The organism is Streptomyces sp. JHA26 (assembly GCF_002005565.1).
Lineage (GTDB): Bacteria > Actinomycetota > Actinomycetes > Streptomycetales > Streptomycetaceae > Streptomyces.
In genome coordinates, this window is the sequence record NZ_BDJC01000058.1 from 1 (window position 1) to 14391 (window position 14391).

The window sequence follows — 14391 nt, forward strand, 5'->3', positions numbered from 1 at the left end:
GCCCGTGCCGGCGAGGGCGCGGTCAGCCCGCCGCGCGGGCCGCCATCCGCGCCTTGCGCGCCGCCAGCTTCTCGTCGAACTTGGCGGCCTCCGCGTCCAGCCCGCCCATGTACAGCCCGAGTTCCTCCTGCGCCTGCTGTCCCTCGGGGCCGAGGCCGTCGATCTCCATGATCTTCAGGAAGCGCAGCACGGGCTGGATCACGTCGTCGTGGTGGATGCGCAGGTTGTAGACCTCGCCGATGGCCATCTGCGCGGCGGCGCGCTCGAAGCCGGGCATGCCGTGACCCGGCATCCGGAAGTTGACGACCACGTCCCGGACCGCCTGCATCGTCAGGTCGGGCGCCAGATCGAAGGCGGCCTTGAGCAGGTTCCGGTAGAAGACCATGTGCAGGTTCTCGTCGGTCGCGATGCGGGCCAGCATGCGGTCGCAGACCGGGTCGCCGGACTGGTGACCCGTGTTGCGGTGCGAGATGCGGGTGGCCAGCTCCTGGAAGGCCACATAGGCCACCGAGTGCAGCATCGAGTGCCGGTTGTCCGACTCGAAGCCCTCGCTCATGTGGGCCATGCGGAACTGCTCCAGCTTGTCCGGGTCGACCGCGCGCGAGGCGAGCAGGTAGTCGCGCATCACGATGCCGTGCCGGCCCTCCTCGGCGGTCCAGCGGTGCACCCAGGTGCCCCAGGCGCCGTCGCGGCCGAAGAGGCTGGCGATCTCGTGGTGGTAGCTGGGCAGGTTGTCCTCCGTCAGGAGGTTCACCACGAGCGCGATCCGGCCGATCTCGGTGACCTTGGACTGCTCCTTCTCCCAGGCCTCGCCGTCCTCGAAGAGCCCCGGGAAGTTACGGCCGTCGCTCCACGGCACGTACTCGTGCGGCATCCAGTCCTTGGCGACCTGCAGATGCCGGTTGAGTTCCTTCTCGACCACTTCCTCGAGGGCGTACAGCAGCCGGGCATCGGTCCAAGCGGCGGAGGTGCCGAGGTGAGGAGAGGTGATCGTCACGGATACTCCAGGGGGACGTACGACAGAGCGGAATGCGAACCGGCGAGCGGTGCCGGAACCTACGGAATCGTAGGCTACGAAACCGTAGGTTACGAGAGCGTAGGTTAAATGCACCGTAAAGACGGCTGATCAACCGCCGTGGGCAGGGCGTGGCACGACCCGGATCCACAGGCCGCGGGCCGGACGGACGACGGGCCGGGACGGCGCCGGCCGGCCGTCGCGCGGCGCGGGCCCGTGGAAAGGGAACCCCCGCCGGTGTCCTCGGCTCCCCCCGGTCCTTGACCCACCTGGCTGTCGCGACGGTGCGGGTCACCGATCCGTGCGGTCCGCCGTGCTTCCATCACGCCAGGAGGCATACGACATGGCTGACGACCGACAGCAGAACACCCGATTCCGGCCCCCCGCGTCCCGGCGCCGTGTACTGGCCGCCGCGGCCCTGGCGCCCGTACTCGCCGGGCTGCCCGCCCGCGCCGGCGCCCTGCCCGCACGACCCGGCGACGGTGCGCCGGTCGAGCCCGTGATGACCGGCCCGGCGGACTGGGCGGACGTCGGCGAGGCCCTCGGGCGGACCGGTGACATGAGGCGGTTCATGTACCACACGGGCTTTCCGCGCTGGGACCTCACGGTCTTCTCCCGCGGCGTCCGGGTCGACCCCGCGCTCGCTCTGGGCACGCACGTGTCCTTCGTCCGTTACGCCGACCACAGCACCCTCCTGATGGGCGACACCGTGGTCACCGAGCGCGAACTGCAGGGCTTCAGCGACGTCCTGCACCAGCACGGGATCGAACAGACCGCCATCCACAAGCACCTGCTCGACCACGAGCCGGCCGTCTGGTGGATCCACGTGCACGCACACGGCCACGACCCGGTCGCCGTCGCCCGCGGCCTGCGCGCCGCCCTCGAACACACCGGCACCCCGCTCGCCCAACCCCTCGCCGTCTCACCGCCCGCAGGCCTGGACACCGCCGCGATCGACGCCGTGCTGGGCGTCGAGGGCTACGTCGACGACAGCATCTACCGATGCACCTACGTCCGTCGCGAGACCATCACCGACGGCCATGTGGTCCTGCCCCCGGGGCTGGGCTCCACCAGCGCCGTCGGCTTCCAGCCGCTCGGCGGTGGACGGGCCGTGCTCAGCGGCGACCTGGCGCTGGTCGCCCACGAGGTCCAGCCCGCCCTCAAGGCCCTGCGGCGCGGTGGGATCGAACTCGTCGAGCTGCATCACCACGGCCTGACCGACGAGCCGCGCCTGTTCTTCGTCCACTACTGGGCCGTCGGCGACGCCGTGGGCCTCGCCAAGGCGCTCCGGCCGGCCGTGGACACCACCGACGTCGTACCCATGCCCCTGAAAGGGGCCTGACGGCCGGTGAAAGGGGCCTGACGGCCGGCGCCGGCGAGCGGTCACCCGCCCGTTCGGCGCCGGCCCGATCCGGACGTCACCCCCGGGCGGGAGGCGTGACGGCGTCCGGCGTCGACTCCCTCAGTTCCCCCTCCTCCAGCAGCAGCCGGCGCGTGATGCCGATCGACTCCAGGAACGGCATGTCGTGACTGGCCACGATCAGCGCCCCCTCGTACGACTCCAGGGCCGTGGTGAGCTGCCGGACGCTCGCCATGTCCAGGTTGTTCGTCGGCTCGTCCAGCATGAGCAGCTGGGGTGCGGGCTCGGCCAGCATCAGCGCGGCCAGGGCGGCCCGGAAGCGTTCGCCGCCGGACAGCGTCGCCGCCTTCCGGTCGGCCCGGGCGCCCCGGAACAGGAAGCGGGCCAGCCGCGCCCGGATCCGGTTGTTCGTCGCGCCCGGGGAGAACCGGGCCACGTTCTCGACGACGGTCAGCTCGTCGTCGAGGACGTCGAGGCGCTGGGGCAGGAACCGCAGCGGGACGTGCGCGGTCACCTCGCCCGACGCCGGCTCCAGTTCCCCGGCGATCGTGCGCAGCAAGGTGGTCTTGCCCGCGCCGTTGCGGCCGGTCAGCGCGATCCGCTCGGGACCGTGCAGATCGAGGCCGCCCGCCACCCGCGCGCCGTACGCGAGTTCCAGGTCCCGCAGGGTGAGCACGGACCGGCCCGGCGGGACGGCCGTGTACGGCAGGTCGACGCGGATCTCGTCGTCGTCCCGCACGGCCTCCACCGCGTCGTCGAGCCGCTCCTTGGCCTCGGCGAGCTTCTCCTCGTGCAGGATGCGGTACTTGCCGGCGGACTCCTGGGCGGTGCGCTTGCGCATCCTCATCACCGCCCGGGGCTCGCGCTTGGTCTCGAACATCTTCTGCCCGTACCGCTTGCGCCGGGCCAGGACGACCTGCGCGTCCGACAGTTCGCGCTTCTGCCTGCGCAGATCGGCCTCGGCGACGCGCACCATGCGCTCCGCCGCCTCCTGCTCGACGGCCAGGGCCTCCTCGTACGCCGAGAAGTTGCCGCCGTACCGGGTGATCCCGCCGGACCGCAGGTCGGCGATCTGGTCGACGAGGCCGAGGAGCTCGCGGTCGTGGCTGACCACGACCAGCACCCCCGGCCAGGAGGCGACGGCCGCGTAGAGCCGCCTGCGGGCGTACAGGTCGAGGTTGTTGGTCGGCTCGTCCAGCAGCAGGACGTCCGGCCGGCTCAGCAGCAGGGCCGCCAGCCGGAGCAGGACGGACTCGCCGCCGGACACCTCGCCGATGGTGCGGTCCAGCGACACGTGGCCGAGGCCGAGCTCGCCGAGCGTGGCGAGGGCGCGCTCCTCGACGTCCCAGTCGTCGCCGACGGTCTCGAAGTGCTCCTCGGCCGTGTCGCCGGCCTCGATGGCGTGCAGCGCGGCCCGCCGCGCGGCGATGCCGAGCGCCTCGTCGACCCGCAGGCCGGTGTCGAGCGTGACGTTCTGCGGGAGGTAACCCACCTCGCCGGCCACGTGGACGGTGCCGTCGGTGGGAACGAGCTGCCCGGCGATCAGCTTCAACAGGGTGGACTTCCCCGAGCCGTTGGCGCCGACGAGCCCGGTCCGGCCGGGGCCGAACGCGGTGTCGAGCCCCTCGAAGACGCAGGTGCCGTCGGGCCAGGCGAAGGAGAGGGCGGTACAGGTGATGGATGCGGACATACGGGGTCTCCGTGGTTGCTCGATGCGGTAGGGGGCAAACGCGTATCGAGACACCGGGAAGCGGCGACCGCCGTCGGGCGGGGGAAGGAGGAGTCCGCGGATCGGCGGGCGGGGAAAGGCCCTGTTCCGCAAGGGACGGCTCGAACGCCGAGGTCGCACGCTACGCACACCCGTGCAAGGGGGTGGCGTGGTGTCTCAGAACCTCAGACGAGCAACGTCCTTCTCCGATCGGCGGCAACAGAAGCGTCACCAACCGTAGGAGAGCCCGCTCCGGGGTGTCAACGGATTATCGCGGAGCGGTCCCACGGACCCGAGGAGGCACCGTGCCCAACGGCTCACTCTCACCGCCGGCCCGGCTCTGCCTGCTGGCCTGGGACCCCGCGCGGCCCGGGACCGCCGACACCGCGCGGCTGCACCACCTGGTGCGTGCCGGTGCCCTCGCCGAACTCGCCCGGCGCGGCCTGCTCGTCGACGACGACGGCATCGCCACCCCCGTCGACCTGGACCGCCGCACCGGCGACGCCGTCCTCGACGGGCTGCTGGACCTCGTCCGCGAGTCCGTGCCGCGCCGCTGGCGGGCGTGGGTGCGGCCGTACGCGCGGGTCACCTTCGACGCCGTCCGGGAACAGCTGGTGGCGGGCGGGTACCTGCGGGCCGAGAAGAAGCGGGTGCTCGGGGTGTTCCCTTCCGTGGACCACGTCCTGGCCCGGGTCGCCGCGGCACGGGTGCTGCGCGAGGAGGCGCGGGAGGTCCTGGACGGCCCGCTGCCGGCCCGGGAGGTCCCGGCGCGGGACGCGCTCGTCGTCGCCCTGGCCGCCGCGGCGGAGCTGCGCGCCCTGGGGCCCGTGGGGGACCGGGCGCGCAGGCGGGGGCGGATCGAGGAGCTGACCGCGTGCGGTGCCACGGCGGCGCCCGGCCTGGGGAAGGTCCTGCGGGAGGTACGGGCGGCGGTGAGTGCGGAGGCGGCGCGCGCGGTGACCCCGGCGGGCGGCTGACGGGCACCGGTCGGGGCCGCCCGGGGTTCACACCCGCCCGGCTCCCTCCGCCGTGCGGTGCGGGGCCGGGGTGCGCCGGGCCGCACGGCCCGGCGGGTGACGGGCGCTCAGCAGGTGCCCCGCATCAGCTCGGCCAGGCCGTGGTCCAGGTCCAGCTGCAGATGCTCCAGGCCCACCGGCACCAGGTCGCCGGTGGCCTGCAGGAAGCGGCGCAGTTCGCCGGAGCGGACGTGGACGACGGCGGTGCCCTCGGGGGCGTGGAACTCCAGGACGGTGCGGTCGTACCCGTACGGCCGCACCCGGACGTCACCGTGGCCGTCGGGCTCCCGCATCCCGGCGATGAGCAACTCGCGGGAGAAGGTCCAGCAGACCTCCACGCCCTCCAGGGTGGCCGGGGCCGGGAAGGTCATGCGGACGGCGAACGGGTCGCTGCGGTCGTAGTGCAGCGTGGCGGGAATGCTCGGCATACGCGGCGCGGCGGCGACGAGACGCGCCTCGACGGGCTGCTCGATGACGGTGGACAACGCCTTGCTCCCTCGTGACGGCTGGGCGGGCTTCCGGGGTGGTGCGGGCCGGGCACTGGACAAGACGACGGAACCAGCCGATCCGTGCACACGATGTGCGAGTGACCTCTGTCACCGCCTTCATGCACACGAGTGACGCGACTCTCCTCGGGCGCCCCGCACGGCACTTGGGCTCCCGGCACCCCGCGGCACCCGGGCCCCGGCGCCCCGCGCGGCCCTCTGGACGGCACCGGAGCGGTGGGCTAGCTTCGCCCGCCATGAGGCGCTTGGGGAACACGCGACGCACGGTACGCACCACTCCGTCCCGTGGGCGGCGCACGGCACGGCTGCTGACGGCCGCGGGGGTGTGCGCGGCCGCGCTGGCCACGCTGACCGCGGCGCCCGCGCAGGCCCACCGGCCCCCGCACTGGGAGGTCAAGGAGACCGGCACGCCCGACGTGCGCTTCCGCGGACTCGCCGCCGTCGGCCGGCACACCGCCTGGGTGGCCGGCACCCACGGCACCGTGCTGCGCACCACCGACGGCGGTGACACCTGGCGCGACGTGTCACCGCCGGGCGCCGAGGAGGTGGAGTTCCGCGACATCGAGGCGTTCGACGCCCGCCGGGCCGTGGCCCTGTCCATCGGCGAGGGCGAGGCGTCCCGCGTCTACCGCACCGACGACGGCGGCACGACCTGGACGGAGTCCTTCCGCAACACCGACCCGCGGGCCTTCTACGACTGCCTCACCTTCTTCGACCACCGCCACGGCCTCGCCCTGAGCGACCCGGTCGACGGGAGGTTCCGCCTCCTGTCGACCCGCGACGGCGGACGCTCCTGGACGGTGCTGCCGGACGAGGGGATGCCGGCCGCGCAGGACGGCGAGGCCGGGTTCGCCGCCAGTGGGCAGTGCCTGGTCGCGTCCGGGCCGAAGGACGTCTGGCTGGCCACCGGCGGCGCCGCACGCGCGCGCGTGTTGCACTCCGCCGACCGGGGGCTCACCTGGACCGCCTCCGACGCCCTGGTCCCGGCGGGCGATCCGGCGCGAGGCGTCTTCGCCCTCGCCTTCCGCGACCGTGTCCACGGCCTGGCGGTGGGCGGTGACTACCGCCCGGACCAAACCTCCCCGAGCCCCGCGGCGCGGACCACCGACGGCGGCCGCACCTGGCGGCCCGCCGGGACGCCCCCGCCCGCCTACCGCTCCGGCGTCGCCTGGCTCCCGCACAGCCGCACCGCCGCCCTCGCGGTCGGCCCCACCGGGACCGACCTCACCACGGACGGCGGCCGCACCTGGCGCACGGTCGACACGGGCTCGTACGACACCGTGGACTGCACCCCCGAGTCGGCCTGTTGGGCGTCCGGCGAGCAGGGACGGGTGGCCCGGCTGGAGCGCTGACGCCGCGCGGGGCGGGGGCGAGCCGCGGTGCGCGCTCGGCGGACGAACCGCGGCGGCCCTACCGGAGGGTCTCCCGGTACGACTCCAGCGCCGGTGCCGTCTTGGTGGCGACGAACTCGGTGATGCGGTACGTGCACACACCCGCCTCGACGAAGGGATCGCCCGCGGTGATCTCCTCGATCCGCGCCCGGCTCTCCGCGACGGCGACGATCACCCCGCCGTCGCGGGGCTCCTTGCGGCCGGACGCCAGGAACACCCCTTGTTCGTACAGCCCGTCGAGCCAGGCCACGTGGTCCGGCAGCACGGCGTCGACGGCTTCGAGCGGGGCGGTGTAGGACAGTTCCAGTATGAACATGATCGCGAGCCTATCCGGCGGCCCCGTAGGCTTGCCGTCACCATGACGACCGTGACCGCGCAGACCCCCGCCGACTGGCCCGCGACCGAGGAGCGGGCCCGTGCCGTCCAGGACGCGCTGCGGGCGCGGGTGGTGCTCGGCGAACCGGGCCCGCCTCCCGGTACGGGACGTGTGACCGGCGTCGACGTCGCCTACGACGACGAACGGGACGTCGTCGCGGCGGCCGCCGTCGTCCTCGACGCGGCCACCCTCGCCGTGGTCGCCGAGGCCACCGCCGTCGGGCGGATCTCCTTCCCCTACGTACCCGGCCTGCTCGCCTTCCGCGAGATCCCCACCGTCCTCGCCGCCCTTCAGGCTCTGCCCTGCCCGCCCGGGCTGGTCGTCTGCGACGGCTACGGGCTGGCCCATCCGCGCCGCTTCGGGCTCGCCAGCCACCTCGGCGTGCTCACCGGGCTGCCCACGATCGGCGTCGCCAAGAACCCGTTCACCTTCGTCCACGACGACCCGAAGACGCCGCGCGGCAGCACGTCCCCGCTGCTCGACGGTGCCGAGGAGGTCGGGCGCGCGCTGCGGACGCGCGACGCGGTCAAGCCGGTCTTCGTCTCCGTCGGCCACCGCGTGAGCCTCGACAACGCCTGCGCGCACACCCTGGCGCTGACCCCCGCCTACCGCCTGCCGGAGACGACCCGCAGGGCGGACGCCCTGTGCCGCGCCGCCCTGCGGGACGCCACCTACCCGGCCTGACCGGCGACGCTCCAGCGGCCCACCTCCCGGTACTCCGAGTCGTGGATCACCGACGCGTCGCCGGGCCGGAGCGGGTAGTGCCGCAGGTTGCCGCCCCAGTACCGCAGGATCCGCTGCAGTTCGCCCACGGGGTCCGCGGCGAGGGGACCGTCGTCCAGGGTGACTTCGAGAAGGAACTTCGTCATACCCTCGATGGTTTCATTGAACTACTCTGTGAGACTTTTCCGCGACCCGCGGCACGATCCTCCTAGTAAGGCGCCTTTCCGGACGCGAGAAGCCTCAAAGCGCGGACACGGTCACCGGACCGGCCGCCGGACGTCACCGCCGGGCGACCACCCGGAAGCCGATCCCCGCCGCCCGCAGACGCTCGGTCAGCGCGTCGCCCATCGCCACCGCCGTCGTGACCTGGCCGGCGGTCGGCGGCAGGTCGTCGAGGGCGAGGGACAGCGCCGCCTCGGCGAACATCTTCGCCGTCTCGTCGTAGCCCGGGTCGCCGCCCGAGACCTCGGTGAACACCCGGCGGCCGCCGCCCTCGCCCACGAAGCGGACCCGGAACCAGCTCTTCGCGCGCTTCTGCGGGCTCGGCCCGTCCCCGGGCCGCAGCAGGCCGGACAGGCGGCGCCGCACCGGCGGGACCTGCGCGGCCGCCACCAGCGCGCCCAGCGCCGCCACCCCGCCCACCGCGACGGGCAGGTGACGGACGGCCGCGTAGTGGCGGTAGCGGAAGTCGGGACCGTACCGGTCGAGCACCGCGGCGGAACGCCGCACGATCTGCGGGTCGACGGTCGGCAGCGGCAGCGCCCAGGCCCCCACCTCCCCGGCGAACCGTGGCGCGCCCGCCGGCGCCACCGCCCGGCGGCCCACCAGCCGCGGCTCGTGCCGGCGCCGGTCCCGCGCCGCGGCCCGCATCTGCCGGCCGCGCGCGAGCTGGCCGAGCGCGGAGGCGAACGTCCCGCCGGAGAAGGCGGCACCGGCGGTCACGAAGCCGTCCACGGTCAGCGGCACGCCCTCCGGCAACTGCCGCACCGTGAAGTACACGCCCAGATCGTGCGGCACGGAGTCGAAGCCGCACGCGTGCACCAGCCGCGCGCCGGTCTCCCGCGCGCGTGCGTCGTGCCGCACGTACACGAGGTCCACGAACTCGGGCTCGCCCGTCAGGTCCAGATAGTCCGTGCCGGTGTCCGCACAGGCGGCGACGAGCCCCTCGCCGTAACGGACGTACGGGCCGACCGTCGAGGCGACCACACGCGCCTGCCCGGCGAGCGCGCGCAGGGAGGCCGGTTCGGACACGTCCGCCCGCAGCACGCCGACGTCCGCGCCGGTAGGCAGCCGCCCGGCGAGCCGCCGCAGCTTCTCCCCGTCGCGTCCGGCGATCGCCCAGCGCAGTCCCTCGGGCGTGTGCGCGGCGAGGTACCGCGCGGTCAGCTCGCCCACGAACCCCGTCGCCCCGAAGAGCACGATGTCGTACGGCCGATCCGTCCTGCTCGGCATGCTCATGACACCCTTTCATCACCGTTCGGCGTCCCTCGGCGGCCTCGCCGGCCAGCCCTTGGGCCCACAGCGCGCGCCGTCGCCGGTGGCCGAGGCTAGCGTGAGCAGTGCCGGGTCCGACGACGAGCCTGCCCCATAATTGGCTAAGCGCTTGCTCGCCAGGTCTTGTGCCGAGTGGAACACGTTCTTAGCATCGCTGGTGTTACATCAGTTGTGTCACAACGCTGGGGGCTCGATGACAGAGGCGAAGGCGCCGGGTGACGGCCCGCTCGACGGTGTGCGCGTGGTCGAACTGGCCGCCATCGGCCCCGGGCCCTTCGCCGCCATGCTCCTCGCCGACCTCGGCGCCGACGTCGTCCGCGTCGACCGGCCCGGCGGCCCCGGCCTCGCGATCGACCCCGCCCGCGACGTCACCAACCGCAACAAGCGCTCGGTGATCGTCGACCTCAAGGCGCCCGACGGCCCGGCCCACGTCCTCGACCTGGCCGAACGCGCCGACGTCCTGATCGAGGGCTACCGCCCCGGCGTCGCCGAGCGCCTCGGCGTCGGTCCGGCCGACTGCCACGCCCGCAACCCGCGCCTCGTCTACGGCCGCATGACCGGCTGGGGCCAGGACGGCCCCCTGGCCCGGCGCGCCGGCCACGACATCGGGTACATCGCGCTCACCGGCACCCTCGGCATGACCGGCGCCCCCGACGGACCGCCGGCCTTCCCCGCCAACCTCCTCGGCGACTACGCGGGCGGCTCCCTCTACCTGGCCGTCGGCATCCTCGCCGCCCTGCACCACGCCCGCGCCACCGGCACCGGCCAGGTCGTCGACGCCGCCATCGTGGACGGCGCCGCCCACCTTTCGGCGATGATCCACGGCATGCTCGCCGCCGGTGCCTGGCAGGACCGGCGCGGCAGCAACCTCCTCGACGGCGGCGCCCCGTTCTACGGCACCTACGAGACGGCCGACGGCGGGTACATGGCGGTCGGCGCCCTGGAGCCGCAGTTCTACGCCGAGTTCCTGCAGCGGCTCGGCGCCCGGGGCGAGGTACCGGCCCGCGAGGACACGGCCCGCTGGGGCGAGCTGCGCGAGACGATCGCCGCCCGCTTCAAGGCCCGCACCCGGGACGAGTGGACGGCCGTCTTCACGGACTCCGACGCCTGCGTGGCCCCCGTCCTGTCGCTGCGCGAGGCCCCGCACCACCCGCACCTCGCCGCCCGCGGCACCTTCACCGACCACGGCGGCATCACCCAGCCGGCCCCCGCGCCCCGTTTCTCGGCGACCCCCACCACCGTCCGCACCGGGCCCGCCCTGCCCGGCGCCGACGCGCGGGCCGTCGCCCGCGACTGGGGCCTGCCCCGCACCCCAGAGCCGAACAGCCCCGCGAAGAACCCTCAGTGAAAGGCCTGCCAGTGACCACCGAAGCGTACGTGTACGACGCGATCCGCACCCCGCGCGGACGCGGCAAGGCGAACGGCGCCCTGCACGGCACGAAGCCCGTCGACCTGGTCGTCGGCCTCATCCACGAGATCCGCGCCCGGTTCCCCGGCCTCGACCCGGCCGCCGTCGACGACATCGTCCTCGGCGTCGTCGGCCCGGTCGGCGACCAGGGCTCCGACATCGCCCGCATCGCCGCCATCGCCGCCGGACTCCCCGACACGGTGGCCGGGGTCCAGGAGAACCGCTTCTGCGCCTCCGGCCTGGAGGCCGTCAACATGGCGGCCATGAAGGTCCGCTCCGGCTGGGAGGACCTGGTCCTCGCCGGCGGCGTCGAGTCCATGTCCCGGGTGCCGATGGCCTCGGACGGCGGCGCCTGGTTCAACGACCCGATGACCAACCTCGCCACCAACTTCGTCCCGCAGGGCATCGGCGCCGACCTGATCGCCACCATCGAGGGCTTCTCCCGCCGCGACGTCGACGAGTACGCGGCCCTCTCCCAGGAGCGGGCGGCCACGGCGTGGAAGGAGGGCCGTTTCGAGCGGTCCGTCGTGCCGGTGAAGGACCGCGCCGGCCTCACCGTCCTCGACCACGACGAGCACCTGCGCCCCGGCACCACCGCCGACTCCCTCGGAAAGCTGAAGCCGTCCTTCGCCGACATCGGCGAACTCGGCGGCTTCGACGCCGTCGCGCTGCAGAAGTACCACTGGGTCGAGAAGATCGACCACGTCCACCACGCCGGCAACTCCTCCGGCATCGTCGACGGCGCCTCCCTGGTCGCCATCGGCTCCAAGGAGGCGGGCGAGCGCCACGGGCTCACCCCTCGCGCGCGGATCGTCTCCGCCGCCGTGTCCGGTTCCGAGCCCACCATCATGCTCACCGGGCCCGCCCCCGCCACCCGCAAGGCCCTCGCCAAGGCCGGGCTGACCATCGACGACATCGACCTGGTCGAGATCAACGAGGCGTTCGCCGCGGTCGTCCTGCGCTTCGTCAAGGACATGGGACTGTCCCTGGACAAGGTCAACGTCAACGGCGGCGCCATCGCGCTGGGCCACCCGCTCGGCGCCACCGGCGCGATGATCCTCGGCACGCTCGTCGACGAACTGGAGCGCCAGGACAAGCGGTACGGCCTCGCCACCCTGTGCGTGGGCGGCGGCATGGGCATCGCCACCATCGTCGAGCGCGTCTGACCCCCTCCCGACGGACCACCTGGAGCACACCCTCATGACCACCGAGTCCACCACCATCCGCTGGGAGCAGGACGACACCGGCGTCGTCACCCTCGTCATCGACGACCCCGACCAGTCCGCGAACACCATGAACCAGGCGTTCCGCGCGTCCCTCGCGGCCGTCACCGACCGCCTGGAGGCCGAGAAGGACGCGATCCGCGGCGTCATCGTCACCTCCGCCAAGAAGACCTTCTTCGCCGGCGGCGACCTGCGCGACCTGATCCGCGTCACCCCCGAGACCGCGCAGGACCTCTTCGACGGCGGCATGGCGATCAAGCGCGACCTGCGCCGCATCGAGACCCTCGGCAAGCCCGTCGTCGCCGCGCTGAACGGCGCCGCCCTCGGCGGCGGCTACGAGATCGCCCTCGCCTGCCACCACCGCGTCGCCCTCGACGCGCCCGGCTCCAAGATCGGCTGCCCCGAGGTCACCCTCGGCCTGCTCCCCGGAGGCGGCGGCGTCGTCCGCACCGTCCGGATGCTCGGCATCACCGACGCGCTGCTGAAGGTCCTCCTCCAGGGCACCCAGTACTCCCCGCGCCGCGCCCTGGAGAACGGCCTGGTCGACGAGGTCGCCGAGTCCCGCGAGGACATGCTCGCCAGGGCCCGCGCCTTCATCGACGCCCACCCGGAGTCCGCCCAGCCCTGGGACAGGCCCGGCTACCGCATCCCCGGCGGCACCCCCGCCCACCCCAAGTTCGCCGCCAACCTGCCCGCCTTCCCGGCCAACCTGCGCAAGCAGACCAACGGCGCCCCCTACCCGGCGCCGCGCAACATCATGGCCGCCGCCGTCGAGGGCGCCCAGGTCGACTTCGAGACCGCGCAGGTCATCGAGGCCCGCTACTTCGTGGAGCTGGCCGCCGGCCAGACCGCGAAGAACATGATCCAGGCGTTCTTCTTCGACCTCCAGGCCGTCAACTCCGGCGCCAACCGCCCCCAGGGCGTCGAACCCCGCCAGGTCCGCAGGGTCGCCGTCCTCGGCGCCGGCATGATGGGCGCCGGCATCGCCTACTCGTGCGCCCGCGCGGGCATCGACGTCGTCCTCAAGGACGTCTCCCTGGAGGCGGCGCTCAAGGGCAAGGGCTACTCCGAGAAGCTGTGCGCCAAGGCCGTCGCCAAGGGCCGGACGACCCAGGAGAAGGCCGACGCGCTGCTCGCCCGCATCACCCCGACCGCGGAGGCCGCCGACCTCGCGGGCTGCGACGCGGTCATCGAGGCGGTCTTCGAGGACACGTCCCTCAAGCACAAGGTCTTCCAGGAGATCCAGGACGTCGTCGCCCCCGACGCGCTGCTGTGTTCCAACACCTCCACGCTGCCCATCACGGCGCTCGCCGAGGGCGTCGAGCGGCAGGACGACTTCATCGGACTGCACTTCTTCTCGCCCGTCGACAAGATGCCGCTGGTCGAGATCATCAGGGGCGAGCGGACCGGCGACGAGGCCCTCGCCCGCGCCTTCGACCTGGTCCGGCAGATCAAGAAGACGCCGATCGTCGTCAACGACTCGCGCGGCTTCTTCACCTCCCGCGTCATCGGCCACTTCATCAACGAGGGCGTCGCCATGGTCGGCGAGGGCGTCGAGCCCGCGTCCGTCGAGCAGGCCGCGGCCCAGGCGGGCTACCCGGCCAAGGTGCTCTCCCTGATGGACGAGCTGACGCTGACCCTCCCGCGGAAGATCCGCCACGAGACGAAGCGGGCCGTGGAGGAGGCGGGCGGCACCTGGACCGCGCACCCCGCCGAGGCCGTCATCGACCGCATGGTCGACGAGTTCGGCCGCCCCGGCCGCAGCGGCGGCGCCGGCTTCTACGAGTACGGCGACGACGGCAGGCGCACCGGGCTGTGGCCGGGGCTGCGCGAGCACTTCACGAAGCCCGGGTACGAGATCCCCTTCCGCGACATGCAGGAGCGCATGCTGTTCTCCGAGGCGCTGGACACCGTCCGCCTCCTGGAGGAGGGCGTGCTGACCTCCGTCGCCGACGCCAACATCGGCTCGATCTTCGGCATCGGCTTCCCCGGCTGGACCGGTGGCGTCCTCCAGTACGTCAACGGCTACGAGGGGGGCCTGCCCGGCTTCGTGGCCCGCGCGCGCGAGCTCGCCGAGCGCTACGGCGACCGGTTCACGCCGCCCGCGCTGCTCGTGGAGAAGGCGGAGAAGGGGGAGGTCTTCACCGACGGCCGCTGACGGCACCCTCCCA

The 14391-nt window shown here is 73.5% G+C and carries 13 protein-coding genes; 7 read left to right on the forward strand and 6 right to left on the reverse strand.

What is annotated here, in order from left to right; all coding sequences use genetic code 11:
• Window positions 1–22: 22 nt before the first annotated feature.
• Window positions 23–997, reverse strand: coding sequence for an acyl-ACP desaturase (locus JHAT_RS27525; protein WP_077800977.1), 975 nt, complete (start codon window positions 995–997; stop codon window positions 23–25).
• Window positions 998–1358: 361 nt separating this feature from the next.
• On the opposite strand from JHAT_RS27525, the gene JHAT_RS27530 reads away from it, so the two are divergent.
• Window positions 1359–2357 carry a DUF1259 domain-containing protein gene (locus JHAT_RS27530; protein ID WP_077800978.1) on the forward strand — a complete coding sequence of 333 codons (999 nt, stop codon included), beginning with the start codon at window positions 1359–1361 and terminating at the stop codon, window positions 2355–2357.
• Between the two features lie 76 nt (window positions 2358–2433).
• Here the strand turns inward: JHAT_RS27530 and JHAT_RS27535 are convergent, their stop codons facing one another.
• Window positions 2434–4065, reverse strand: a complete 1632-nt coding sequence (locus JHAT_RS27535) for an ABC-F family ATP-binding cassette domain-containing protein (protein WP_077800979.1) — start codon at window positions 4063–4065, stop codon at window positions 2434–2436.
• A gap of 323 nt (window positions 4066–4388) precedes the next feature.
• Here JHAT_RS27535 and JHAT_RS27540 point away from each other — a divergent pair, with 323 nt between their 5' ends.
• Complete coding sequence (locus JHAT_RS27540) at window positions 4389–5060, forward strand: GPP34 family phosphoprotein (protein ID WP_077800980.1); 672 nt, start codon at window positions 4389–4391, stop codon at window positions 5058–5060.
• 107 nt (window positions 5061–5167) lie between these two features.
• Here the strand turns inward: JHAT_RS27540 and JHAT_RS27545 are convergent, their stop codons facing one another.
• On the reverse strand, window positions 5168–5584 hold the full coding sequence (locus tag JHAT_RS27545; RefSeq protein ID WP_077800981.1) for an SsgA family sporulation/cell division regulator: 417 nt from the start codon (window positions 5582–5584) through the stop codon (window positions 5168–5170).
• A gap of 257 nt (window positions 5585–5841) precedes the next feature.
• Here JHAT_RS27545 and JHAT_RS27550 point away from each other — a divergent pair, with 257 nt between their 5' ends.
• Window positions 5842–6957: an oxidoreductase gene (locus JHAT_RS27550; RefSeq protein ID WP_253195625.1), complete on the forward strand. Its 1116-nt coding sequence runs from the start codon at window positions 5842–5844 to the stop codon at window positions 6955–6957.
• A 58-nt stretch (window positions 6958–7015) separates the two neighbouring features.
• Here the strand turns inward: JHAT_RS27550 and JHAT_RS27555 are convergent, their stop codons facing one another.
• Window positions 7016–7312 (reverse strand): YciI family protein, encoded by a 297-nt coding sequence (locus JHAT_RS27555; RefSeq protein WP_077800982.1) that lies wholly within the window; start codon window positions 7310–7312, stop codon window positions 7016–7018.
• A gap of 42 nt (window positions 7313–7354) precedes the next feature.
• On the opposite strand from JHAT_RS27555, the gene JHAT_RS27560 reads away from it, so the two are divergent.
• A complete protein-coding gene (locus tag JHAT_RS27560) occupies window positions 7355–8056 on the forward strand; it encodes an endonuclease V (protein ID WP_077800983.1) in 702 nt (233 codons plus the stop codon).
• Here the strand turns inward: JHAT_RS27560 and JHAT_RS27565 are convergent.
• Together JHAT_RS27565 and JHAT_RS27570 are read right to left on the reverse strand one after the other, a co-directional pair.
• Window positions 8044–8241 carry a hypothetical protein gene (locus JHAT_RS27565; protein ID WP_107482034.1) on the reverse strand — a complete coding sequence of 66 codons (198 nt, stop codon included), beginning with the start codon at window positions 8239–8241 and terminating at the stop codon, window positions 8044–8046. The two genes, JHAT_RS27560 and JHAT_RS27565, sit on opposite strands and share 13 nt — an antisense overlap.
• Window positions 8242–8374: 133 nt before the next feature.
• Window positions 8375–9553: a trans-acting enoyl reductase family protein gene (locus JHAT_RS27570; RefSeq protein WP_077800984.1), complete on the reverse strand. Its 1179-nt coding sequence runs from the start codon at window positions 9551–9553 to the stop codon at window positions 8375–8377.
• Window positions 9554–9782: 229 nt separating this feature from the next.
• On the opposite strand from JHAT_RS27570, the gene JHAT_RS27575 reads away from it, so the two are divergent.
• The 3 genes from JHAT_RS27575 to JHAT_RS27585 are packed head-to-tail and all read left to right on the forward strand — an operon-like array spanning window position 9783 to window position 14378.
• On the forward strand, window positions 9783–10937 hold the full coding sequence (locus JHAT_RS27575; protein ID WP_077800985.1) for a CaiB/BaiF CoA-transferase family protein: 1155 nt from the start codon (window positions 9783–9785) through the stop codon (window positions 10935–10937).
• Between the two features lie 11 nt (window positions 10938–10948).
• Window positions 10949–12163 carry an acetyl-CoA C-acetyltransferase gene (locus tag JHAT_RS27580; protein WP_077800986.1) on the forward strand — a complete coding sequence of 405 codons (1215 nt, stop codon included), beginning with the start codon at window positions 10949–10951 and terminating at the stop codon, window positions 12161–12163.
• Between the two features lie 34 nt (window positions 12164–12197).
• Window positions 12198–14378 (forward strand): 3-hydroxyacyl-CoA dehydrogenase NAD-binding domain-containing protein, encoded by a 2181-nt coding sequence (locus JHAT_RS27585; RefSeq protein WP_077800987.1) that lies wholly within the window; start codon window positions 12198–12200, stop codon window positions 14376–14378.
• Window positions 14379–14391 lie beyond the last annotated feature (13 nt).